The organism is Sphingomonas sp. (assembly GCF_031426035.1).
GTDB lineage: Bacteria > Pseudomonadota > Alphaproteobacteria > Sphingomonadales > Sphingomonadaceae > Sphingomicrobium.
Genome location: NZ_JANPKO010000105.1, coordinates 1 through 23,571 on the forward strand (window position 1 = coordinate 1; position 23,571 = coordinate 23,571).

At 68.9% G+C, this 23,571-nt stretch carries 22 protein-coding genes, 1 tRNA gene and 1 pseudogene; 6 read left to right on the top strand and 18 right to left on the bottom strand.

Annotation, left to right across the window (positions count from 1 at the left end):
• The 6 genes and pseudogenes from RMP08_RS07735 to RMP08_RS07760 form a co-directional block, all read right to left on the bottom strand.
• A pseudogene (locus RMP08_RS07735) lies at window positions 1-110 on the bottom strand (glyoxalase); the annotation flags it as partial.
• A 7-nt stretch (window positions 111-117) separates the two neighbouring features.
• The gene (locus tag RMP08_RS07740; RefSeq protein ID WP_310468419.1) at window positions 118-771 is read right to left on the bottom strand and encodes an ATP-dependent Clp protease proteolytic subunit; all 654 of its coding nucleotides are present in this window, start codon (window positions 769-771) and stop codon (window positions 118-120) included.
• A 149-nt stretch (window positions 772-920) separates the two neighbouring features.
• A complete protein-coding gene (locus tag RMP08_RS07745) occupies window positions 921-3,734 on the bottom strand; it encodes a TonB-dependent receptor (protein WP_310468420.1) in 2,814 nt (937 codons plus the stop codon).
• Window positions 3,735-3,859: 125 nt separating this feature from the next.
• Entirely contained in the window at window positions 3,860-4,801 is a 942-nt protein-coding gene (locus RMP08_RS07750) for a glycosyltransferase family 2 protein (protein WP_310468421.1), read from the bottom strand.
• Window positions 4,802-4,901: 100 nt separating this feature from the next.
• Entirely contained in the window at window positions 4,902-6,473 is a 1,572-nt protein-coding gene (tig, locus tag RMP08_RS07755) for a trigger factor (RefSeq protein ID WP_310468422.1), read from the bottom strand.
• Between the two features lie 51 nt (window positions 6,474-6,524).
• Window positions 6,525-6,609, bottom strand: a tRNA-Leu gene (locus RMP08_RS07760).
• Between the two features lie 126 nt (window positions 6,610-6,735).
• Between RMP08_RS07760 and RMP08_RS07765 the strand changes: the two genes are divergently transcribed.
• Window positions 6,736-6,939, top strand: coding sequence for a hypothetical protein (locus tag RMP08_RS07765; protein WP_310468423.1), 204 nt, complete (start codon window positions 6,736-6,738; stop codon window positions 6,937-6,939).
• A 3-nt stretch (window positions 6,940-6,942) separates the two neighbouring features.
• On the opposite strand, the gene RMP08_RS07770 is transcribed toward RMP08_RS07765, so the two are convergent.
• From RMP08_RS07770 to gatC, 8 genes are all read right to left on the bottom strand, one after another.
• Window positions 6,943-7,521: a phosphatase PAP2 family protein gene (locus tag RMP08_RS07770; RefSeq protein ID WP_310468424.1), complete on the bottom strand. Its 579-nt coding sequence runs from the start codon at window positions 7,519-7,521 to the stop codon at window positions 6,943-6,945.
• Between the two features lie 35 nt (window positions 7,522-7,556).
• Complete coding sequence (locus RMP08_RS07775; protein WP_310468425.1) at window positions 7,557-8,183, bottom strand: hypothetical protein; 627 nt, start codon at window positions 8,181-8,183, stop codon at window positions 7,557-7,559.
• A 2-nt stretch (window positions 8,184-8,185) separates the two neighbouring features.
• Window positions 8,186-9,421 carry a M48 family metalloprotease gene (locus RMP08_RS07780; protein ID WP_310468426.1) on the bottom strand — a complete coding sequence of 412 codons (1,236 nt, stop codon included), beginning with the start codon at window positions 9,419-9,421 and terminating at the stop codon, window positions 8,186-8,188.
• Window positions 9,421-10,191: a hypothetical protein gene (locus tag RMP08_RS07785; RefSeq protein WP_310468427.1), complete on the bottom strand. Its 771-nt coding sequence runs from the start codon at window positions 10,189-10,191 to the stop codon at window positions 9,421-9,423. The genes RMP08_RS07780 and RMP08_RS07785 overlap by 1 nt, the downstream gene beginning before the upstream one ends.
• A 113-nt stretch (window positions 10,192-10,304) precedes the next feature.
• Window positions 10,305-11,942 carry an alkaline phosphatase family protein gene (locus tag RMP08_RS07790; protein WP_310468428.1) on the bottom strand — a complete coding sequence of 546 codons (1,638 nt, stop codon included), beginning with the start codon at window positions 11,940-11,942 and terminating at the stop codon, window positions 10,305-10,307.
• 16 nt (window positions 11,943-11,958) lie between these two features.
• Window positions 11,959-13,434 (bottom strand): Asp-tRNA(Asn)/Glu-tRNA(Gln) amidotransferase subunit GatB, encoded by a 1,476-nt coding sequence (gatB, locus tag RMP08_RS07795; protein WP_310468429.1) that lies wholly within the window; start codon window positions 13,432-13,434, stop codon window positions 11,959-11,961.
• A gap of 124 nt (window positions 13,435-13,558) precedes the next feature.
• Complete coding sequence (gene gatA / locus RMP08_RS07800; RefSeq protein WP_310468430.1) at window positions 13,559-15,049, bottom strand: Asp-tRNA(Asn)/Glu-tRNA(Gln) amidotransferase subunit GatA; 1,491 nt, start codon at window positions 15,047-15,049, stop codon at window positions 13,559-13,561.
• Entirely contained in the window at window positions 15,049-15,336 is a 288-nt protein-coding gene (gene gatC, locus RMP08_RS07805) for an Asp-tRNA(Asn)/Glu-tRNA(Gln) amidotransferase subunit GatC (RefSeq protein WP_310468431.1), read from the bottom strand. The genes gatA and gatC overlap by 1 nt, the downstream gene beginning before the upstream one ends.
• Window positions 15,337-15,413: 77 nt before the next feature.
• On the opposite strand from gatC, the gene RMP08_RS07810 reads away from it, so the two are divergent.
• From RMP08_RS07810 to RMP08_RS07820, 3 genes are read left to right on the top strand one after another with little or no spacing between them, the layout of a single operon-like run.
• Entirely contained in the window at window positions 15,414-16,520 is a 1,107-nt protein-coding gene (locus RMP08_RS07810; RefSeq protein ID WP_310468432.1) for a DUF3089 domain-containing protein, read from the top strand.
• A complete protein-coding gene (gene ruvX, locus RMP08_RS07815; RefSeq protein ID WP_310468448.1) occupies window positions 16,517-16,990 on the top strand; it encodes a Holliday junction resolvase RuvX in 474 nt (157 codons plus the stop codon). Before RMP08_RS07810 ends, ruvX begins: the two co-directional genes overlap by 4 nt.
• Window positions 16,991-17,003: 13 nt before the next feature.
• Window positions 17,004-17,897: an aspartate carbamoyltransferase catalytic subunit gene (locus tag RMP08_RS07820; protein WP_310468433.1), complete on the top strand. Its 894-nt coding sequence runs from the start codon at window positions 17,004-17,006 to the stop codon at window positions 17,895-17,897.
• 15 nt (window positions 17,898-17,912) lie between these two features.
• Here the strand turns inward: RMP08_RS07820 and RMP08_RS07825 are convergent, their stop codons facing one another.
• From RMP08_RS07825 to RMP08_RS07835, 3 genes are read right to left on the bottom strand one after another with little or no spacing between them, the layout of a single operon-like run.
• Window positions 17,913-19,265 (bottom strand): tetratricopeptide repeat protein, encoded by a 1,353-nt coding sequence (locus tag RMP08_RS07825; RefSeq protein ID WP_310468434.1) that lies wholly within the window; start codon window positions 19,263-19,265, stop codon window positions 17,913-17,915.
• Between the two features lie 5 nt (window positions 19,266-19,270).
• Window positions 19,271-19,954, bottom strand: a complete 684-nt coding sequence (locus RMP08_RS07830; RefSeq protein ID WP_310468435.1) for a hypothetical protein — start codon at window positions 19,952-19,954, stop codon at window positions 19,271-19,273.
• An 11-nt stretch (window positions 19,955-19,965) separates the two neighbouring features.
• Complete coding sequence (locus RMP08_RS07835) at window positions 19,966-20,685, bottom strand: ParA family protein (protein ID WP_310468436.1); 720 nt, start codon at window positions 20,683-20,685, stop codon at window positions 19,966-19,968.
• Between the two features lie 120 nt (window positions 20,686-20,805).
• Here RMP08_RS07835 and RMP08_RS07840 point away from each other — a divergent pair, with 120 nt between their 5' ends.
• Complete coding sequence (locus RMP08_RS07840) at window positions 20,806-21,741, top strand: SPOR domain-containing protein (RefSeq protein ID WP_310468437.1); 936 nt, start codon at window positions 20,806-20,808, stop codon at window positions 21,739-21,741.
• 3 nt (window positions 21,742-21,744) lie between these two features.
• Here the strand turns inward: RMP08_RS07840 and serB are convergent, their stop codons facing one another.
• The gene (serB, locus tag RMP08_RS07845; RefSeq protein WP_310468438.1) at window positions 21,745-22,635 is read right to left on the bottom strand and encodes a phosphoserine phosphatase SerB; all 891 of its coding nucleotides are present in this window, start codon (window positions 22,633-22,635) and stop codon (window positions 21,745-21,747) included.
• Between serB and miaA the strand changes: the two genes are divergently transcribed.
• The gene (gene miaA, locus RMP08_RS07850) at window positions 22,628-23,548 is read left to right on the top strand and encodes a tRNA (adenosine(37)-N6)-dimethylallyltransferase MiaA (RefSeq protein ID WP_310468439.1); all 921 of its coding nucleotides are present in this window, start codon (window positions 22,628-22,630) and stop codon (window positions 23,546-23,548) included. The two genes, serB and miaA, sit on opposite strands and share 8 nt — an antisense overlap.
• Window positions 23,549-23,571: the final 23 nt, after the last annotated feature.

Consider the following 23,571-nt stretch of genomic DNA (forward strand, 5'->3'; position numbering starts at 1 on the left):
CATTCGGGCGAACTGCGCCCCTCCGCGCAGCCGAGCACCCCGCCGTAAAACGCCCGCGCCGCATCGAGATCGCGGACCGGGAAGGCGAGATGGAACGGCCGCAGCGGCATTAACGCGTTACGCCGGGGTGATGTCGGCGGCGCCGGTGGTGTCGCCCTCGCCCGCCTCGGGGCGTTTGTCGAACACTTCGTCGATGATGCCGAATTCCTTGGCTTCGTCGGCCTCGAGGAACTTGTCGCGGTCCATTGCCTTCTCGATCACCTCGAGCGGCTGGCCGGTATATTTGGCGTAGAGCGAATTGAGCGCCGAGCGCATGCGCAGGATCTCACGCGCCTGGATCTCGATGTCGGCGGCCATGCCCTGGGTCCCGCCCGACGGCTGGTGGACCATGATCCGGCTGTTGGCGAGCGCGACGCGCATCCCCGGCTCGCCCGCGGCGAGCAGGAAGCTGCCCATCGACGCGGCCTGGCCGATGCACACCGTGCCGACCTTGGGCCGGATATATTGCATGGTGTCGTGGATCGCGAGCCCGGCGGTGACCACGCCGCCCGGCGAGTTGATGTACATGAACACGTCCTTCTTCGGGTTCTCGGACTCGAGGAAGAGCAATTGGGCGGTGATCAGCGAGGCCATGTGGTCCTCGATCGCGCCGGTGATGAAGACGATGCGCTCGCGCAGCAGCCGCGAGTAAATGTCGAAGCTGCGCTCGCCCCGGTTCGACTGCTCGATGACGATCGGAACGAGGCCGGCGATGATGTCTTCATGATCCATGATGAATGCGCGATCCTTGGCTGGTTGGTGAAGGCCTACATCGGGCGGAACGCGGCACGGTTCAAGCGCGCAACGGAAAACGCCGCAAAAACAAGGGGCGGCCCGGCATGGTGCCGGACCGCCCCTGTGACGCGAAGCCTGCGCGTGGCTTACATCTTGAGCGTGGCGCGGGCGTAGAAGTAGCGGCCGGGGACATCGTAGGTGCCCGGGTCGTAGTTGTTGAGGCCGCAGCTGATGCAGCCCGGCGGGTCCTTGTCGAACAAATTGTTGATGCCCAGCGCGAAGCCGAAGTTGTCGGCGAAGCTCGGCGCGAAGAAGCGCAACTGGATGTCGGTGTAGAGCCGCGAGTTCAAGTCGTTGCCGTTGGCCGATTCGACCACCTTCTTGATGTAGCGGCCGGTCAGCGACGCCCCGACATTCTTGCCGTTCCAGTCGAGGATCGCGATCGCCTTGTGCTTGGGATAGGCCTGGTCGGGGCTGCCCTGCTCGGTCCCTTCGCGGTCGATCACCGCCGAGCCGTCGGCGGTGGGGACGATCACGTCGTAGTTGAACAGGAAGGTGTTGTTGAAGGTGAAGCCCAAAGTGCCCCAGCTCGCCGGGGCGGTCTTGTAGGCGAGATTGACGTCGAGGCCCTTGGTGTTGATGCCGTTGACGTTGCCGAGCACGCCCGAGATCTGCGCGATCTGGCCCGACGCGGTGCGGGTGACAGCGGCGCAGGCGACCGGATCAAGCGTCGACACGCAGCGCGCCAGCACTTCGCCGGCGGCGGCGAAAATCGCGTTCTTGATCTTGATGTTGTAATAATCGGCCTCGATCGAGAAGCGCGGCAGGAACGACGGGCTGTAGACCGCGCCGAGGTTGTAGCCCTTCGACTTCTCGGGCTTCAAATCCTCGTTGCCGCTGGTCAGCACCGAGATCTGCGGGTTGTTCTGCTGATAGCCGACCGGGACGCCGAGCGTGGCGCAATTGGCGGCGATGGTCCCGCTCGGGTTCTGGTCTGCCGAGCACGGGTCGGCCAGTTCCTGGTCGAAGCGCGACGGGGTGCCGAACAATTCGCCGATGGTCGGGGCGCGGAAGCCCTGCGCCCACGACCCGCGCAAGCGCAGGTCGCGCACCGGCTTCCAGTTGACCCCGCCCTTGAACGTGGTGGTCGACCCCGAGCTGGAATAATCGGAGAAGCGCACCGCGCCGCTGAACTCGAGCAACTCGAAGAACGGGCGGTCGGCAATCACCGGCGCGTTGATTTCGGCATAGGCTTCGTCGATGTTGAAGCCGCCACCGCTGGCCTGCGCCGGAATGTCGGAGCCAAGGCCGGCCTGGATGATCGGGTCGGGGGTGAAGCTGCCCTTCTGATCGCGGTGCTCGACGCCCACGGCGAGCCCGAGCGGGCCACCCGGCAAGTCCATCAGGCTGCCCGAGAGGTTGGCGGTGACGCCCCACAATTTCTGCTTGCTGCGGTCGTTCTGCTCGAACCCGACATAGTCGAGCATGGCCTGGGTGATCGAGCCGACGCCGCCGAAGATGTTGAACGGCACGCACGGCGCGACGCAGGCGCCAACCGGGCCCAGCGCGAGCTGGAGGTTGGCGGCATTGATGTTGCCGAGCATGACCTGCTTGGCCTTGTTGCGGCCGACCAGCCCGTTGATGTCCCAGAACCACTCGCGGCCCATCATGTCGAAGCGGCCGTCGAGGGTCGCCGTGCCATAGGTCGTGTTGACGGTCTGGTTGTAGCGGCGCGGTCCGCCTTCGATGACGCGGCGGCCGATGAATTCATAGGTGCCGGGCCCGAGCGTCCCGAACGGGTTGAACGGGTTGGAGGCGTCGATCACGATGGTGTCGAGCAAATTGCCGTTGCCGGCGTCGGGCCCGACGAACAGCGGCAGCGGGGCCGCCTGGTTCTTCGACTTGCGCCGGTTCCACATCAGTTTCGCACTGAAGTTGAGGTCGGGCGCAATCTCGTGCTTGAGATTGGCGAACGCGCCGAGGCGCTCGAGCGGGGTCAGGATGAAGTTGAACGGCGCGAAGTTGAAACGGTCGCCGGGACTGGAGAAGGCGCGATAATCGGCGAGCACCGGCGCGCGGCCGATCACCGGAGCGATCAGCGTCAGGTCCTGGCCGAGCACGATGAAGCGCCCCAACGGAGTGCCCGAGCTGCACCCGCCGCCGCCGCAATCGGTCGAATAAGGGTTGGGGAACAGCGAAATATCGCGATCGCCCGAGCTGATCGGCTGCTGCTTCACGTAATTGGCGCCGACCACGATCTGGGTCGGGCCGTCGCCGCCATTGCCCCAGCTGACCTGGTAGTTCTGGCTGAAGCCGTCGCCCTCGCCATTGATGCCGAGCTGCGCGCTGGCGAGGAAGCCGCGCTGGCGCTTCTTAGTGATGATGTTGACCACGCCGGCGATGGCGTCCGAGCCGTAGATCGACGAGGCGCCGTCCTGCAGCACTTCGACGCGCTCGATCATGCTTTCGGGAATCGCGTTCAAATCGACCGAGCCGGGCACGCCCGACGCCGCAGCGCCGTTGACGAAGCGCAGGCCGTCGACCAGCACCAGGGTGCGCTTGGAGCCCAGATAGCGCAGGTCGATCTCGGCCGAGCCGGCGCCGACGCCGCCGCCGTCCGGCGGGTTGCCGAAATTGCCCGAATTGTTGAACTTGCCGTTGAGGCCGCCGCCCGCGCTGGGCAGGCGCTGGAGCACGTCGTTGATCGAGTTGAGGCCGGTCTTGGCGATGTCTTCCTCATCGACGAAGGTGATCGGCGCGTCTTGCGACAGGGGGTCGCGGCGGATGCGCGAGCCGGTGACGATAATGTCGCCCTGGCTGGTCGCTTCCTGCGCGGTCGAAGCCGGCGTTTCCGGTGCGTCGGCCGGCGGCAGCGTGCTCTGCGCCTGCGCGGCGGAAGCGCCGGCGACAATCGCGGCGATGGCCGCGCCGGTGCGAAGAGCGAGTGCGATGTGCTTCATAAATCCCCCGTCGATCGGCCGGCGGTACGCGCGGGCCCTTGGGGACAGGCTTACTGCAGCAGGACGGCAGGCGGAAGCGCGAGTCTCCCAACTGACACAATTTGTCGGCGGGTGATGCAAAAGGTCTACACTTGCGGCGTGGCGGGTCCCGGCAGCGCGAGATAGGCCAGCCGGCGCACTTCGCGGCGACCGCGGGTGACAGTGTCGAGGATCAGGCCGGCGAAGAAACACAGCACCGCGACGATGCCGAGGCCGGTGATCAGGATCGCGGTCGGCACCCGCGGCACCAGACCGGTATCCAAATATGTCATCACGAGCGGAATCGAGAGCAACACTGCAAGCACCATCAGGGCTGAGCCGATCAGGCCGAAGAAAAGCACTGGCCTTTCAATGCGATAGAGTGTCAAAATGGTCTTGAAGATGCGCCACCCGTCGCCCAGCGTCGAGAGCTTGGACTCCGACCCCTCGGGCCGCGCGGCGTAGCTGGTTTCGACCTCGCCGACCGGCATCCGCAATTCGAGCGCGTGGACGCTGATCTCGGTCTCGATCTCGAACCCCGACGATAGCACCGGAAAGCTCTTGACGAAGCGCCGCGAAAACAGGCGGTAGCCCGAGAAAATATCGGTGAAACTGCGCCCGAACAGGCCGGCGAGCAGCCCGGTGAAGATGCGATTGCCGAGCACATGGCCGCCGCGATAGGCGTCCTTCTCCTCGTGGCGGCGGGTGCCGACCACCATGTCGAGCTGGTCGGCGACGAGCAGTTCGGCCATCGCCGGGGCAGCCTTGGGGTCGTACGTGAGGTCGCCGTCGGCCATGACGTAGATGTCGGCGTCGATGTCGGCGAACATCCGCCGCACGACATGGCCCTTGCCCTGCTGGCGCTCGGAGCGAACGATGGCGCCGGCCGCGGCGGCGAGCTCGCGGGTGCGATCGCGGCTGTTGTTGTCGTAGACGTAGATCGCGGCCGAGGGCAAAGCGGCGCGGAACCCCGCGACGGTCGCCGCGATGGTCGCTTCCTCATTGTAGCACGGCAGCAGCACCGCGATGCGTGGTTCAGCCTTGCCCATTCGCCCCCCGGGAACCGTTCGGGCTGAGCTCGTCGAAGCCCTGCCCTCCCCCAGCCTAGTGAGAAGAACAGTCCTTCGACAAGCTCAGGACGAACGGATTTTATTTCGTTTTGGCTGAAGCCTTCTTGGCCGGCGCCTTCTTAGCTGACCCCGTCTTGGCCGGAGCCTTGTCGGGAGCCTTGGCGCCCGGGCCGTCCTTGAGCGGCTTGGCGGGCTTCGGCTTGGCTTCCGCCTTGGCCGGAGCAGCTTTGGCCGGAGCGGCCTTGGCCGCTGCCTTCTTCGCCTTGGCTGGTTTCGCCGCAGCGGCGTGGTCGTGGCCGCAGCCGGGGCCGTGGACATGGCCTTCCTCGCTCTCGAGGTCGGCCTCGAGCTCGGCGCGGGTCGCGGTGCGGTCGCTGATCTCCGCCTTGGAGAACAGGAAGTCGACGACCTTGTCCTCGTACAACGGCGCGCGCAGCTGGGCGGCGGCCATCGGCTCCTTCTGGATATAGTCGATGAACCGCTCGCGGTCCTTGGGCTGATACTGCTGCGCGGCCTGGGCGACCAGCCGGCTCATCTCCTGCTGCGACACCTCGACCCCGTTGGCGGCGCCGATTTCGCTCAGCAGCAGCCCGAGGCGGACGCGGCGCTCGGCGATGGTGCGATACTCGGCGGCGTCGCCCTCGATCTCGGCCAGCGCGGCCTTTTGGTCGGCCTCGTGGGTCGCCTCATGGCGCAGCTGGGCCATGATGTTGCTGAACTCGGCCTCGACCATCGATTCGGGCACGCCGAAATCATGCGCCGCGGCGAGCTGGTCGAGCAGGCGGCGCTTCATGTGGGTGCGGGTCAGCCCGGCCAGCTCCTGCACCTGCTGGTCGCGCAGCAAGCCCTTCAACTGGGCGAGGTCCTGGAGGCCGATCGACTTGGCGAACGCGTCGTCGAGCTTGGCCTCGCCGGCGGTCTTGACCGCCTTGACGGTGACCGCGAACAGCGCCGCCTTGCCCTTGAGATTTTCCGCCTGGTAGTCGGCCGGGAAGGTCACCGGCACGTCGCGCTGGTCGCCGACCTTGACCCCCTCGAGCCCGGATTCGAAGCCGGGGATCAGCTGGCCCGAGCCGAGCTCGACCTGCATGTCCTCGCCGGTACCGCCGTCGAACGGCACGCCGTCGATCGAGCCCGCGAAATCCATCACCACGAGGTCGCCGGTGGCGGTCTTGTGGCCCTTCGGCGCGTCGCTCCACGCCTTGTTCGAGCTGACCAGCTGCTGGAGCTGGGCGTCGACCGCGGCCTCGTCGGGCTCGACCGTCAGCCGCTCGAGCTTGAGCCCGTCGATCTTCGGCTTGGGCACTTCGGGCAGCGCTTCGAGGCGCACGCTCACCTCGGCGTCCTTGCCCGGCTCGTAGCCCTGGTCGAGCTCGACCTCGGGCTGCATCGCCGGGCGCAATTTGTTGTCGGCGAGCAATTTCTGCACCCCGTCGGACACCGCGCCCTGAAGCGCGTCCTGCTGCAGCGCATCGCCGTGCATCTTGCGGATGAGATTGGGCGGGACCTTGCCGGGGCGGAAGCCAGGCATGCGCACGGTCGGCGCGATGCGCTTGATCTCGGTGTCCACGCGCGCCGCGATGTCCTTGGCGGGGATGGTCAGCATGAAGGCGCGCTTGAGGCCTTCCTTTTCCGTCTCGACGGTTTTCATGATCGCTACTGCATTCCTAAAACTGGCTGGTCACGGCGGCGGCCGGCAAATTGGTGCGGGCGAAGGGACTCGAACCCCCACATCTTGCGATACTTGGACCTAAACCAAGCGCGTCTACCAATTCCGCCACGCCCGCGCGGACGCTTCAAGGTGCGCGGCTATAGCAAGGATGCGCCACGGGGCAAGCGGGGGCGAGGCAAGCGCGGGCGGGACGAGCAACTTGTCGGGTGCGACGGGCGTTCGACAGCTAAGGAGACACACCATGCAGCAATTGCCGCCCTTCCCCGACGACGCCCCCGATCCTTCCCAGCCCGGGCAGCCGTCGCAGCCGGGCCAGCCTTCCCAGCCAGGCCAGCCGAGCGAAGCCCCGGCCGAAGCGCCGCCGTCTACGCCCGACATCGACGTCCCCGCCCCGTCGTCTCCCGGCACCGAGGCGCCGACCACGCCGATTTCGCCGATCGGCTGACCGTCAGACGCCGGCGCGGCGGAAGACCTGGTCGACCAGCGCTTCGGCGGCGAGGCCGATCGCCGCGCCTGCGGCGACATCGCTGACGAAGTGCGAGCTGCGCACGACCTGGGTCATCGCAATCGCCGATGCCACCCCTAGCGCTGCGCCGTGGAGCTCGGGATAATCGCGCCCGACCGCGCGGGCGACCGCGATCGAACTTGCGGTATGGCCCGAGGGGAAGCTGTTGAAATCGTGGCCGCGGCGGTCTCCCGGCTCCATTTCGTAGCGACCGCTGTCGGCGACGACATCGGGGCGGGTGCGGTCGATGCGGTGCTTGACCAGGCTTTTCAGAAAAATCGCGGCGATGTGGCTGGCGAGCATTCGCGCCCCGGCGCGCAGCGTGCGGCGGTCGCCGGTTATGAGCCCGGCGCCGATCACTCCGTAGCTGATCGCATAGAGCGGCGGCTGGTCGCCGATGTCGCTGAGCTTGCCGGCGGCCTCGATCACAGGGTTGTCGCGGATCGGGGTGAAGGCGTCGGCGACCGCGATGTCGGCCCGCTCGAGCGCGCTGGCCCGCTGCTTGGCTTGGGACTTTTTCATCCCCCGCCCAACCCCGGGCGGGGCGGGCCGTTCCCTCAGCGCAGACGCGCGCTGTTGGCGATCGCCTCGAAGTCGCCCAGCGCGGCGTTGTAATAATGCGAGCGCGCCCCGTCATACATGATGAGGTAGAGCCGGCCGTTGACGATGGCGCCGACCGCGCGGCCCTTGCGCCACAATTCGTCGGTGTCGAGATGCTCGTAATCGAACTGGAAGCCGCCGGTGCCGAGGAACGGCCGCGGGGTCAGCGCGAGCGTGCGGAAATCGATCGCGCCGCCGCGCACCCGCCACGCACTTTCGAGCAGAGCGGTGATCTCGGGCACGGTCATGTCCGAGCGGAAGCGCGGCACCTGGCGTTCCTCGCTGCGGCGCTGGCGGATCAGATATTTGTCGTTGGGCAGCCCGGCGACGAACGTGATGCCGTCGAGATAAGGCCCGTTGAGGGTCCAATCCTCGACCCAGCGGACATCGTCGAAGAACACCCGGCGGGCGCGGTTCCACGGGCGCGGCGGGGTGACCGCCATCGAGCCGTCGCCGACCTGGATGCTGCGCACCCGCACCAGCGCGTAATAGCTGTTGCCGATACCTTCGCCGGCACCGAGCGAGCTGCACGCCGGGAGGGTCGCCAGCACCGCCGCGGCACAGAGAAGTTTGACGCCACGCATGCTTATCTCCCGGCCACGATCATTTGCCGAATGAACGGCGCGTCGGGCGCTTGCGGCTTGACCGCCAAATAGCGGCTGAGCGCCGCGCGCCCTTCATTGGTGCGGCCCTGCTTGAGCAAGGCGACCCCGTGCCAGCGCCACGCCTCGGCCGGCGCATCGGGGAAGGCGACCGCGACCGCATAGCCCTGCGCCGCGCGGAGATCGTCGCCGGGGCGGTTGCGAAGCCGCCACACTTCGGCCTCATGGAAGCGGAGCAGACCGTTCCAGCCGTCGCGGGCGAGCATCTCGACGACATATTGGCTGGCGCCGGGGTCGTTCAATTTGATCTGGTCGTCGAGCAGCATCGGGCGGATGTCGTGGATCGCGGCAAGATACTGCGCGCGGCGGTTGTCGTAGGTGCGCCCCGGCACGGTGACCTCGGCGGCCGAGACGCGGAGGTCGGCCATGCGGCTTTCGGGCGCGGGATGGGTCGCGAACAGCGAGTAGCCGCGGTCGCGGCGCTTGCGGCGGTATTTGGCGCTACGGTTCATCTCGCCGATCAACTGCTCCCAAGTGTTGGCCATCTCGAGCGCGGGATAGCCGTTCTCGGCGAGCAGCCGGGCGCCCATCGCGTCGGCCTCGGCCTCCATCACGCGGTTGTATTTGAACAGCGACAAGATGGTGCCGAGTTGGGCAAGCTGGGTGATGTCGCCGGTGTTGACCCCGGCCCCCGCCCCGGCGACCCCGGCGACCATCGCGCCGATCGCGAACAGGTCACTCTTGCGCTTCATGTCGCGCCACATGCGGATCATGTGGCGGCGCAGGAAGTGGCCCGATTCGTGGGCGATGACGCCCGCCAATTGCGCCTCGTTGCGCATGCGCAGGAGCAGGCCGGAGAAGATCACGGTGAAGCCGGTGGGGAACATCACCGCGTTGAAATCGGGGATGCGCGCGACGTAGATCCGCATGTCCTTGGCGGCCGGCCCGCCGACCTGGCCGATGAGATCCTGCAAATAGCGGTTGAGCGCGGGATCCTTGATCAGCAAATTGGAGCCGGCGACCTCTTCCTCGACGCGCTGCATCTGCTGCCACAGGCCCATTTCGTCGCGGTCGGTGGGTTTGAAGCCGGGGCCGATCAGCGGCACCATGTCGGCCGGGCGGACGCGCGCCTGGGCGGTGCCGGTGGCGAGCGAGGCGGCGAGCACCCCGCCGCCGGCCAGCAGCGCGCGGCGGTCAAGCTCGAAACAGCGCGCGCACATCAGCTGCGATCCCGCGCGCGGACGAACCGCCCCGGCTTCATGCGCCCGACCAGCCGCTCGACCATCTGCGCCGCGCCGGCGGGGGTGCGGATGTCGCCGAAGCTGACCCCGGGCAATTGGCTGCCGGTCTGGAGCACGTTGAACCACACCACTTCGCCGGTCTTGAGATCGACCAGCGAGGCATAAGCGAACTGGTTGCTGCCGCCGCTCGGGGCGCAGAAGCCGATGAAGCAGCCGGCGACCCCGAGCACCTGCAGTGCGACGCGCCCGGTCGAGGCGACATTGTCCTCGGCGTGGAGGAACAGGGCGTAGTCGAAATTGGTCTTGCGGCCGAGCGCAACGGCATCCTCGCCGAGCGTGTAGTCGAGGCCCTTTCCGCGCTTGGTGGGCAGGTTGGCGCCCATATATTTGTGCAGCGCGATCGAATTTCCGACCGCCGAATGGAGCCGCTCGAGATCGGCGACGGTGTCTTCCGGAACACCGGGCAGCGCGTTGCGGCGCTCGAGGATCAGCGCCTTGCCGCCGCGCCCGGCCTGCTGCTCCTTCAAGGCGGCGATGATGTTGGCGCGGGCGGTCTCGGTCCAGTCGGCGCGCGGCTCGGCCATGCCGCCGGTGGTCAGCGAAGTGACGTTGACGTCGGGACGCATCACCAGCAGGCGGTAGTCGCCTTCAGGCGGGGCAAACTCGACGTCGGCATATTGGCGCGTCTGGACGCAGGCGCTCAGTGAACCGCCGACGATCAGCGCGAGCGCGATACCCTGCAGGCGCATGCGAACCTCCACTGTCGGGACGCCAACCTGCGGCCCCTCCCTTGGTTCCGCTTGCCGCCGTGAAACTGAACAGTGGATGAAGGCTGCGCGGAAATTCCAGTGATTTGAACGGCCTAGCGCGGCGGGCAGGCGACGCCCTGGATGCCGAGCAGGCACTTGCCGTCGACCTTGACCGCCAGGTCGCCGATCCCGAGCATCGCCGCCAGCGTGGGCATGATGTCGACCGTCTCGACCGCCGCCGCGATGTCGGCGGGCGGCATGGCGGGGCGCCAGAAGGCGATCGGCACGCGGCGGTCGTAATCCCACAGGCTGCCGTGGGTGGCGACGTAGGCTCGGGTGTCGGCGATCGGCATGATGTGGCGCTTGAGCACGACCAGCAGGTCGCCCGAGCGCGCCGGGTCGAACGAGGCGCGCAAGCGCTCGGCCATGGTCCAGCGGTCGGGCGTGGTGGCGGGAATCGCGGTGTCGGCGATCTCTTTCGCGGTGAACACGCCTTCGACCTGGGGATGGGCGCGGTAGCGGGCGAGGGCGGCGGCGGTGACGCGGACACGGTTGGCGGGGCTCAGCGAGCGGTCGAGCCAGACATCGCCGGCGAAATCGCCATGGAGGATTTTGCCCTTGAGGCCGAGCTCCTGTCCGATCGCCGCGCCGAGCTTGTCGGCGGCGAGCTCGGGGTCGACCCGCGCCGCGCCCGTCACGCCCTTGGCGCGCAGCCGCTCGGGGATGTCGAGCCCGCCATGGTCGGCGGTCAGCGCCACCGCATAGTCGATCTTGCTGGCGTCGAGCAGGCGGAAGAAGTCGCCGAGGTCGCGGTCGAGCGACAGCAATTGCAGGCACATTTCCTGCCCACCGCTGCCGTAGGTGTGGCCGACATAATCGGTTCCGGCGAGGCCGAGCGCGAGGATGTCGGGCGCGGTGTCGGCGCCGAGCTGCAGATCGCCGACCAGCGCCGCGGCGAGCGCCAGCACGGCGCCGTCAAACGCGGGCGAGGCGCGGAAGCCGCCGGTGTCGCCGGCGGCGCGGGCGAAGGTGCCGACCCCCACCGGCAGCCCGCCGCCCTCGAGCTCGACCGCGACCGCGCGCGGAGCGCACGCGGCGGGGGCTTCGAGCGGCGGCTGGGGGGCGGCGATCAGCCTGGCGACCGCGGCATTGGTGCGCTGCGCCGCGCTCGAGGTTGCTCCGGCCAAGTCGCTGACGAAACCCTTGCCGGACCAGTACCAGCGCTGGTCGGCGCGCTTGCCGGTCAGCATCACCGCCGAGCGGTCCTTGCCGCCGACCGCGACAATCTTGCTCGCGGGCATTTTCGCCTTGAGGATTTCGCCCAGCGTGGGGACGCGGAGGTGCGCCGACGACACGGTGTAGGCGGTCGAGGTCGAGCCGGGGACGCTCTCGTCCTCGGCGCAATAGATGTTCTTGTCCGCGCGCTTGACCGACTGGTCGACCCACAAATTGGCGACCACGCCGTTATTGGCCGGGCGGACGCCGGTGAGGATGGTCGAATGGCCGGGGCAGGTCTCGCTCGCGGCGTGGCTCTGGTAGCCGTTGCGGAACAAAGTGCCGCGCGCGAGGCGGGCGAGGCCGCCGCCGAACAAGGGCCGGTACTCGTCGAACAGGTCCGACGACAATTGGTCGATGCTGATCACGATCAACAGGCGCGGCGGTGGGGCTGGCGGCGGCGGACCCATGATCGGTGGGGTGGCCGAGGCGGAGGCGGCGGACAGGGCCAACGCGAGTGCGGCAAGTTTACGCATGGACCACCTCATAATGTCACCCGAGCTTGGCCCGCAGCGCCTCGTTGACCAGCTTGGGGTTGGCCTTGCCGGCCATCGCCTTCATCACTTGCCCGACGAAGAAGCCGAACAGGGCCTCCTTGCCGCTTTTATACTCGGCGACCTTGTCGGCGTTGGCGGCGAGCACGGTGTCGACCGCGGCGTCGATCGCGCCGGTGTCGCTGGTCTGCTTAAGCCCGCGCTCCTCGACGATCGCGGCCGCGCCCTGCCCACTCTCGAGCATTATCTCGAACACCTGCTTGGCGAGGCTGCCCGAAATGGTCCCGTCGCCGACCAAAGCGAGCAACTCCGCCGCCTGCTCGGGCGACACCGGCGACTCCTCGATCGACTTGCCGAGACGGTTCAAGGCGCCGAACAGCTCCGACGCGACCCAATTGGCGGCCGCCTTAGGCTCGACGCCTTTTTCGAGCAGCGCGTCGAACCAGCGCGCGGTCTCGACCTCGGCGGTCAGCACCGACGCGTTGTAGGGCGGGATGCCGTGGCTCTCGTAGCGCTTGCGCTTGGCGTCGGGCAGCTCGGGCAGCGAGGCGCGGCATTCCTCGAGGAAGGCGTCGTCGAGCTCGAGCGGGAGCAGATCGGGATCGGGGAAATAGCGGTAGTCGTGGGCGTCTTCCTTCGAGCGCAGGGTCCGCGTGACACCCTTGTCGGGGTCGAACAGGCGGGTTTCCTGGACCACTGTGCCGCCGCCCTCGATCAGTTCGACCTGGCGCTTGGCCTCATGCTCGACGACGGCCATCACAAAGCGCACCGAATTGACGTTCTTGGTCTCGGTCCGCGTGCCGAGCTCGGCGCCCACTTTGCGCACGCTGACATTGACGTCGGCGCGCATCGAGCCTTCCTCCATATTGCCGTCGCACGACCCGACATAGCGGAGGATCGACCTGAGCTTCCTCAGATAAGCCCCTGCTTCGGAGGGCGAACGCATGTCGGGGCGCGAGACGATTTCCATCAAGGCCACGCCGGCGCGGTTCAAGTCGACATAGGACGAAGTCGGATGCTGGTCGTGCATCAGCTTGCCGGCGTCCTGCTCGACATGGATGCGCTCGATGCCGATCGCCTTGGTCGAGGTTTCGTCGGCGGGGTCGAGCAAAACCTCGACTTCGCCCTCGCCGACCAGCGGGTGGTAGAGCTGCGAGATCTGGTAGCCCTGAGGCAGATCGGCGTAGAAATAATTCTTGCGGTCGAAGCGCGACCAGCGGTTGATTTGGGCCTCAAGCGCCATGCCGGTGCGCACCGCCTGGCGGATGCATTCGCGGTTGGGCACCGGGAGCATCCCCGGCATCGCCGCATCGACCAGCGCGACCTGAGTGTTGGGCTCGGCCCCGAACGCGGTGGCAGCGCTCGAGAACAGCTTGGCGTTGCTGACAACCTGGGCGTGGACCTCGAGGCCGATGACGACCTCATATTCGCCGATTTCGCCCTTGATGCGATAAGGTGCGGTTGCGTCAGCCATCAGTTCAAATCCAAAAACCGTTCGGGCTGAGCTTTGTCGAAGCCCTGCCCTGCCCTGTCCGCCGTAGAGCAAAGGCAGTCCTTCGACAGGCTCAGGACGAACGGAGAGGGGAAGCAGGCAGAAGTCACCACCATTTCTCCGCTCGCGCGGTGAAGCCCGCGCGTTCCTCGATTGCCAGGGCGGCATTCAGAACCCCTTGCTCGTCGAGCTCGCGGCCGATGAGGTGGAGGCCGAGCGGAAGGCCGAGGCCGTCGAGGCCGCCGGGGACCGACATCGCGGGCAGGCCGGCGAGGCTGGCGGGGACCGCGAACACGTCGTTGAGATACATCGCCAGCGGGTCGCTCATCTTCTCAGCCAAGCCAAACGCGGCTGACGGCGCGGTTGGGGTAAGGATCAGGTCGCACTTCTCAAATGCCTGCGCAAAATCGCGCTTGATCAAGGTGCGGACCTTTTGCGCCTTGGTGAAGTAGGCGTCGTAGAAGCCCGCCGACAGCACATAGGTGCCGATCATGATGCGGCGCTTGACCTCGGCGCCGAAGCCGGCGGCGCGGGTCGCGGCATACATCCCGTCGAGCGCGGTGCCCTGCCCCGCCTCGCCGATCTCGCGCAAGCCGTAGCGCACGCCGTCATAGCGGGCGAGGTTGGAAGAGGCCTCGGCGGGGGCGATGATGTAGTATGTGGGCAGCGCGTATTGGGTGTGTGGCAGGCTGATCTCGACCGGCTCGGCGCCGGCGTCGCGCAGCCATTCGACCCCCTTGTCCCACAGCGCGTCGATCTCGGCAGGCACCCCGTCGATACGATATTCCTTGGGAATTCCAACGCGCTTGCCCTTGAGATCACTCGACAATCCGGCTTCCCACTGCGGCACCGGGACATCGAGCGAGGTGGCGTCCTTGGGGTCGAACCCGCACATTACCTCGAGCAGGATGGCGCAGTCGCGCACGGTTTTGGCCATCGGGCCGGCCTGGTCGAGCGAGGAGGCGAACGACACGATGCCCCAGCGTGAGGCGCGGCCGTAGGTCGGCTTGATGCCGCAGATGCCGGTGAAGGCGGCGGGCTGGCGGATCGAGCCGCCGGTGTCGGTGCCGGTGACGCCCGGTGCGAGGCCGGCCGCGACCGCCGCCGCCGAGCCGCCCGACGAACCGCCGGGAGTCAGCGAATTGTTGCCGCCGTCGTTGCGCTTCCACGGGCTGATGACCGGGCCATAGGCGCTGGTTTCGTTGGACGAGCCCATCGCGAACTCGTCCATGTTCAACTTGCCGAGCATGCCCGCGCCGGCGCGGCGGAGGTTGCCGCTGACGGTGGATTCATAGGGCGGCTTGAAGCCCTTGAGGATGTTGCTGCCGGCGGTGGTAGCGACGCCCTCGGTGGCGAACAAATCTTTGATCCCCAGCGGGATGCCGGCGAGCGGGCCGGGGTCGCCCCCTGCCCGCGCCTCGTCGGCGGCAGCGGCGGCGGCGAGCGCGTCGTCGGGGGTTTCGACGGTGAATGCGTTGAGGGCGCGGGCCGCGGCGACCGCGGCGTTGAACTCTGCCGCAATCTCGCGCGCCGAAAAGTCGCCGGCGCGGAAACCGTCGCGCAGCTCGGCGATGGTCTTGGTAGTCAGCTCGGACACTATTCGATCACCTTGGGCACCGCGAAAAAGCCGTGCTCGGCGCCCGGCGCGTTGGCGAGGATCGCGTCGCGCCGGTTGCCGTCGGTGACGACATCGTCGCGCAGGCGCAGTTTCTGCTCGATCACCGCGGTCAGCGGCTCGACGCCGTCGGTATCGACCTCGGCGAGCTGGTCGACCCAGCCCAGGATGTTGTTGAGTTCGGGCACCAGCGCGGCGATCTCGGCGTCGCTCATCGCGATGCGGGCGAGCTTGGCGACGTGGCGCACCTGGGTTGCATCTACTGACATGTCGGCGCGGCTAGCAGGGGCGCCCGTACCCTTCAACCGCCTTGCCGCCCGCGCGGATGCCCAATAGGGCGCCGGCCATGTGTGCACGCCGCTTCCTCATCATGGTCTTCATCCTGACACTGCTCGCGGTCGCGGCGGGGTTCGCGATTTTCCAGTTCGGCGACCGCGTGCTGATCCGCAGCGCCACGCCGAGAGGCCATTTCACCGCGCCGCCCCCGGCCAGCGGACCTGATTACGGCGCGAATTCGGCGTGGCTGGCGCGGCCCGGGATGGCCGACGATCCCTCTCGCTGGCTACCTGACGGCACTTCGGCGGGCGGCGGCGATGCCGTGGTTTTCTACATCCACCCGACGACCTACCTCGAGCGCGACCGCTGGAACGCACCGCTCAGCGGGCACGCCGACAGCGACAAGCGCGCCGGGCTGTTCGTGCGCAGCCAGGCCAGCGCGCTGACCGGCGCGGGCGAGGTGTGGGCGCCGCGCTACCGCCAGGCCGCATTCGGGGCGTTTTTGCTCAAGAACGAGGATGCCACTGCGGCGCTCGACCTCGCCTACGGCGATGTCCGCGCGGCGTTCGACCGCTTTGTCGCGGAAGCCCCCACCGAGCGCCCGATCATCCTCGCCGGGCACAGCCAGGGCGCGCTGCATTTGATGCGGCTGCTCAAGGAGCGCGTTGCGGGCACGCCGCTGCAGCGGCGCGTTGCCGCGGCCTATGTCGTCGGCTGGCCGCTCAGCGTAACCGCCGATGTCCCCGCGCTCGGCCTGCCCGCCTGCACCGCGCCCGACCAGGCCGGCTGCCTGCTGTCGTGGCTGAGCTTCGCCGCGCCGGCCAACCCCGAATTGGTGGTCGACGCCTACCAGGGCTCGCCCGGGCTCGCCGGGGGCAAGCGCAAGCGCGAGGACATTTTGTGCGTCAATCCGCTCACCGGCACCCGCGACGGCGCGGCGGCGCCGGGCGCTAACCCGGGCACGTTGGTGCCGAGCGCTGACCTTGCCTCGGCGACGCTGGTGCCGGGCCGTGTCGGGGCGCAGTGCGACGACGGGCTGCTGATGCTCAATGGCGCAATCCCCGCGCTCGGGCCGTACGTGCTGCCGGGGAATAATTATCACGTCTACGACTACGCCTTGTTCTGGGGCGCGGTGCGCGCCGACGCGGCGCGGCGGGTGGCGGCGTGGCGGCGCTGATCGCCGATTCGGTCGTGGACTTCGCCACCGCCTTGGCGAACGGCGGCAAGCTTGGCGGGCTCGACGTCGGGACCAAGACCATCGGGGTCGCGATCTGCGACGCGCAATGGCATTTCGCCGGGCCGTGCGAGACGATCGCCCGCAAAAAATTCACCACCGACCTCGCCGCGCTCGCCGCATTCGTCGCGCGCGAGCACATCGTCGGGCTGGTGGTCGGGCTCCCGCTCAACATGGACGGTAGCGATTCGCCGCGCACCCAATCGGTGCGCGCGTTCGCGCGCAACCTCGCGCCGCTCGGGCTGCCGGTGCTGCTGTGGGACGAGCGCTGGTCGACCGCCGCGGTCGAGCGCGCGATGGTCGCCGCCGACGTCAGCCGCGCCAAGCGCGCGGTGGCGGTCGACAAATTGGCCGCCGCGCACATCCTGCAGGGCGCGATCGACGCGCTGGCCAATCTCCCGGCGCCCGAATAAGCCGACGCGGCCCATGGACCTGCTAACCATCGATTCGCTGAGCGACGACCACATCGCGCACATCCTCGACGAGGGCGAGCGGCGGTTTGCCGCCAATCGCGACGGGCCGCTGCGCCACGACGTGCTGGCCGGCCACATCGTGTGCAATCTGTTCTACGAGAATTCGACACGGACCCTGATGTCGTTCGCGATCGCCGCGCTCAGGCTCGGCGCCGAGGTGGTCACGCTTCCGGTCGAGCAATCGTCGGTCAAGAAAGGCGAAACGCTGGCCGACACCGCGCGCACCCTCAATGCGATGCGCCCCGACGCGCTGGTCATGCGCCACGGCCGCGATGGTGCGGTGGCTGAGGTCGCGGCGCTGGTCGATTGCCCGGTGATCAACGCCGGCGACGGCACCAACGAGCACCCCACCCAGGCGCTGCTCGACGCCGCCACCATCCGCCAGCATTTCGGCCGCATCGACGGGCTCAAGGTGGCGATCTGCGGCGACATCAAGCACAGCCGGGTGGCGCGCTCGAACGCCGCCTTGCTCAATCGATTGGGTGCTGAAGTGCGGCTGGCTGGCCCGCCTTCGCTGGTTCCGGCGGAGGCCGAGCGGCGCTCGATCGACGAGGCGATCGCTGGCGCCGACGTGGTGATGATGCTGCGCGTCCAGCGCGAGCGGATGGACGAGGATCTGGGCGATGCGCCGGGGGAATATCTGGCGCGCTACGGGCTGACGCAGGAACGGCTGGCCAAAGCGTCAGCGCAGGCGGTGGTGATGCACCCGGGGCCGATCAACCGCGGCGTGGAAATTGCCGATGCGGTCGCCGACGACCCGCAGCGCTCGCTGATCGTGCGCCAGGTCGAGATGGGCGTGGCGATCCGCATGGCCTGCCTGGCGCTGGTCAGCGCCGGCGGCGAGTGAGTTTCCGCTAGTCGATCAGCGCGAGGCGAAGCGCACCGGGGCGTCCCCGGCAACGTTGCGCACGAAGCACGACCCGCCCGATTTGCGCACCGCGCCACACAGAGCGGCGGCGTCCTTGACCCCGGCGAAACCCTTGACCGACAGGCGGTAAACGGTGCCGTGGGCGCTCGCGAAACGCGCGCTCATCGGGGTGAATTTCTTGAGCGCCGAGTACCGCCGGGCAGCGGCGTTCCAGGCGGCGGCGACGCGCTGCGGCGAGCCGTAGGCACCGAGCTGGACGACCGCGGTCGACTTGCCGTTGGGACGCGCCCACGACGCCGAGTGCAGCAAGGCGCGCTTGGGCACGAACGACGCGGCGCGCACCGGAGCGCGCTTGCGCGCCGGCGGCATCGGCGGCGCTTCGGCGTGGGCCCGGACCGGCGCCTCGAACGCGGGGATCGGCGCCGGGGCCGGCAGCACGACCGTAGCGGAGGCGACTTCGGCGTCGGAGGCCGACAGCGGCGGCAGCGGCGGCAGCGCGGGCGCGGCCTCGCTGACCAGCGGGGCGGCGACCGCAACCGGAGCAACCACCGGGGCGGGAGCGGGCGTCACCGCCGGAGCGGACCCGGCAAGCTTGACAGGAGCCGCGCCGTTGAGCGCGAGCCGCACCGGCTGGCCGGGGTCGGACGCGGCGGGCCTGATCCCGGTCAGCGCGGCGACCTGGTCGGAAGCGCGCACCGGCTTGGCGAGCTGCATCCATTGCGCGACCCGGGCATCGACCTGGTCGGCGGCGAGGTCCTGCGCGGCGACGTTGCGCGCCGCGGTCCAGTCACCGGAGAAAGCATAAGCGAGGGCGAGGTTCTGGCGCACGCGGGCGTCGGCGCCGACTTGGCGCGCGGCCGGCTCGAGCACCTCGATCGCACCGCCCGGCTGGCCGGCGAGCGCCAGGGCCAGGCCGTAATCGGACGGGTCGAGCATGCCGCGGGCAGCCTCGAGGAAGCGCAGCGCCTCACCCGATTTGCCCTGGGCGATCTGGACCAAAGCGAGCTTGAGCACGACCTGCGGCTGGTTCGATGCCAAGGTCAGCGAATCGCGATAGGCGGCCTCGGCCGAGGCGAACCGCCCGGAGCCGAAATAGGCATTGCCGAGCAAGGCGCGGAAACCGGCGTCGGCGGGCTTGGCAGCCACCGCCCGCTCCGCGAAATCGACCGCGCTGGCGTAATCCTCGGCGCCAAGCGCCATCTGGGCGCGGGTGGCGAGCCCGACATTGCCCGGGTTGGCAACGCTCGACGCGCTGCGGGTCGCACGGTGCGGGGCCGCGCAGCTGCTGATCACCCCGGCGAGCGCGAGGGCGGACAGAGCGGAGCCGTAACGGAGCGACTTGGACATTTTACTTATCCCTTGCGGTTGGCTTTCGCGGCCATGGCGTCGAGTTCCGGCATGCCGGCGAGATACGCATCGAGCGCCTCGGTCACGAGGATCTGCGCCGAGCTGGCGTTGACCGCGCAAGCAAGGCGAAGCTTGAGATGGCGCGCCGTATCGAGGCGCAGCGTGAAGGCCGCCTTGGCCTTGGAGCCCGGAGCGGCGCGCGGGCGAGCCGCACGGCGCGGCGCGGGAACCGCAGCCGGATGAGCGACGACTACCGCCGCGACTGGCGCCGCGGCAACGAATTCCGCGTCCGTTTCGGGCTGATACAGCTCGGCGGTGTCGTCGAGGAAATCCTCGTCGGGCTCGCCTTCGTCGCTCAGCGCGTCGGCGCCGCCGTCGGCTTCAAGGCGGTCGGCGAGCTCGGCCTGCTGGCCGTGCACCGGCGACCCGACCGGGGTCAGGCCGGCGAGCGGGCTGCGCAGCGGCGGCTCGGACAATTCGTCTCCGAACGCGTCATGCTCGGCGTCGCGCACCGGCGACAAAGCAGCGCGCGGCGGCTCGAAGCCCATGTCGTCCCAGCCGAGGTCCTCGAGCCCGGCGCCGGCCGACTGGCCGCCGAAACCCTGGGGGCGCATGGCGGGGCGCGCCGCGCCCTTGCGGGCGAGCAGTCCGGACGAGAGCGAGGCGAACGTCTTAGGCTCGGTTTTCACTGGTGGCACCCTTACTGGCCGACAACGCGGCGGCCGAAGCCACCGACCGGACGCGGACTGGCGACGCCGTTGGGCGCCGCGCCGGGCGCCGCGAACACGGTGCGGCGGAAATTCTTTTCGAGGCGGTCGGAAATATAATCCCACAATTCGACCACTTCGCGCGCCGAGCGGCCGTTGGGGTCGACTTCCATCACCGTGCGGCCGTCGATCATCGAGGCGGCAAAATCGGTGCGGTGATGGACGGTGACCGGGGCGACGGTGCCGTGCTGCGACAGCGCGACCGCGGCTTCGTAGGTGATTTTGGCCTTGGGCGTGGCGCCGTTGACGACGAACAGCAGAGGCTTGCCGGCGCGGTCGCACAAATCGACCGTGGCGCCGACCGCGCGCAGATCGTGCGGGCTCGGGCGGGTCGGGATAACGATCAGTTCGGCGACCGCGATGACGCTCTGGATCGCCATGGTGATCGCCGGCGGGGTATCGATCACGGCGAGGCGGAAGCCCTGCTGGCGCAGCACTTCCAGATCGGAGGCGAGACGGGCGACGGTGGTCTGGGCGAAGGCCGGCATGTCGGCCTCGCGCTCGTTCCACCAATCGGCCAGGCTGCCCTGGGGATCGATGTCGATCAGGCACACCGGGCCGGCGCCCGCGAGCTGAGCCTGCACCGCGAGGTGACCGGACAATGTCGTCTTGCCCGACCCACCCTTCTGCGATGCCATTGCCAGAACGCGCATGTAATTCCCCTCGCCATATGCGGACGTTTGATGGGCTGGAGTGACACCCAAGCCTCTAAAATCTGGTTAACATCGGCACGACCTTGTTGCCCTGACGAGCGGGTCGGCTAGGATGGGCGAATGGCGCGCAGGATGGGCATCACGGCGTATTCGATCCTTGCCCGGGCGGCGGTGCTGGGGGTGCTGGCGGTGTCCGCCGCGGCCCCGGCGCAGTCGGTCAAGGCCGGGATCGAGGCATGGCAGCGCGGCGAGAATGCCGCCGCGGTGGCGATCTGGAAGCCGCTCGCCGAGCAGGGTGACGCCGACGCCGCGTTCAACCTAGGCCAGGCCTACCGCCTCGGCCGCGGGGTGCCGATCGACCTTGCTGCCGCGCAATCATGGCTGACCCGCGCCGCCGAAAAGGGCCACCTCGACGCCCAGGCGACGCTTGGCCTGCTGTTGTTCCAGAGCGGCAACCGGGCCGGCGCGTTGCGCTGGCTCAAGGCGGCCGCCGAGCGCGGCGAACCGCGCGCCTCGCTGGTCTACGGCACCGCCCTGTTCAACGGCGACGGGGTCCAGCGCGATTTCGTGCTGGCCTACGCCCTGGTCAGCCGCGCCGCCGCCCAGGGCCTCGGGGCGGCCAAGGCGACGCTCGCCGAAATGGACAAATTGATCCCGCTCGACAAGCGGCGCAAAGGAGTCGCGCTGGCGCTCGAGAAAGTCGGCGCCGAGCCGCCCACGGCCAAGCCGAAACCGGACGCCAAGCCGGCGCCGAAGGTCGCCGCGGACAAGCACAAGGCACCGGCCGCAGGCGAGGCGCCGGCCAAGTCGGCGGTGCCCTCGTCGGGCGGCTGGCGCGTCCAGCTCGGCGCGTTCGGCCGGAAGTCGGCCGCCGAAGCCTTGTTCGCGAAATTGTCCGGCAGCGGCGAGCTGGCCGGGCGCCAGCCGTCCTACATTGCCGCCGGGGCGGTCACCCGGCTCCAGGTCGGTCCGTTCGAAAGCAAGGCCAAGGCGCAGGCCGCGTGCGCCGCGCTGGCCCGGCGCGGGCAGGCCTGTTTCGCGGTGCTCGCGAAGTAAGCGTCAGCCGTCGACCCAGTCGCGGCGCGCGATGCCCTGGGCCCACAGCAAGGCGGTGAGGTCGTTATGGTCGATCCGTGCGTCGGCGACCGCAATCAGCGCCGGCTTGGCGCGGTAGGCGACGCCGAGCCCCGCCGCCTCGACCATCGCGCGGTCGTTGGCGCCGTCGCCGACCGCCAGCGTGTCCGCCGCGGCCAGCCCGAGCCGGTCGCGCACCTCGACCAACGCGTCGCATTTCGCCTTGCCGTCGACGATCGGCCCCTCGACCGACCCGTTGAGCCGCCCGCCGGCGATGCCGAGACGGTTGGCGCGAACCTCCGCGAAGCCGAGTTCGGTGGCGACCGGCTCGGCGAAGGCGGTGAACCCGCCCGTCACCAGCAGGGTCGCGGCGCCGCGCGCGCGCATCGTCGCGACCAGCGCCCGCGCGCCGGGGTTGGCGCGGACCCGCTCGATGCGGCAGCGCTCGATGACCTCGGCGTCGAGCCCGTCGAGCACCGCGACGCGCTCGCGCAAGGCAGTCGCGAAATCCATCGCGCCGCGCATCGCTTGCTCGGTGATCGCCGCTACCGCCAGCTTGGCTCCGGCATAGTCGGCCAGCTCGTCGATGCATTCCTGGCCGATCATCGTCGAATCCATGTCCGCCACGAGCAGCTTCTTCTCGCGCAACGCGGCCTCCTGGACGACGACATCGACGCCCGGGATGCAGGCATCGAGCGCGGCGCGGGCCTCGGCCAGCTCGAACGCGCCGCCCGCGATCTCGATGTCGGCCGCATCGCCTTCATCGATCCAGCGCCACGCGCCGGGCTTGAGCCGTGATCCCTCGAGACAGGCCGCAGCCTGCGCGATGCTATCCCGGTCGAGCCGCCCGGCTGCTATCAGCGTCGCGATGATCAAGCCCTTGCCTCCACTCGCTCTCATCGCCGGTTCGACCGCGAGCGGCAAGTCGGCGCTCGCGCTCGAGCTGGCGGCGCGCACCGGCGGGGTGATCGTCAATGCCGACAGCGCGCAATTGTACCGCGACATTCCCGTGCTTAGCGCCGCACCGGGCGACCGCGACCGCGCGCGCGCCGGGCACAGCTTGTACGGAGTAATCGACGGCGCCACCGCCTGCTCGGCGGCCGAGAGGGCGGCGCTGGCCCGGGGCGAGATTTCGGCAATCCAGGCCGCGGGCCGCCTGCCGATCCTGGTCGGCGGCACCGGCCTCTATTTACGCACGCTGCTCGACGGCATCGCCCCGGTCCCGCCGATCAATCCCGGCATTCGAGCCGAGGTGCGCGCGGCGAGCGTCGAGGCCAACCGCACGCGGCTCGCCGAGCGAGACCCCGCGGCCGCCGCTCGGCTCGCCCCGGCCGACGCCACGCGCACCGCCCGCGCTCTCGAGGTCGTGCTGTCGACCGGCAGGCCGCTCGCCGCATGGCAGGAGCAGCGCGAGGGCGGGATTGCCGCGCAGGTCGCGCTCGCGCCGCTGATCCTGCTCCCACCGCGCGACTGGCTGTACGCCCGCTGCGACGCGCGTTTCGCGGCGATGCTGTACGGCGGGGCGGTGGCCGAGGTTGAGGCGCTGCTCGCCCGCAATCTCGACCCGCAACTTCCGGTGATGCGCGCGATCGGCGTGCGCGAGATTGCCGCCATGCTGCGCGGCGAGCTGTCGCGGGAGCAAGCGCTCGCCGCCGGCCAGCAGGCGACCCGCAACTACGCCAAGCGCCAATACACCTGGTTCGCCCACCAGCCGCCGGGAGAGTGGCCGCGGTTCGGAGAGCCCGTCGAAGGCCATCTGAGCGAAGCGCTGGCCCTGTTGGATGCCTAATCCCGTTCGGGCTGAGCTTGTCG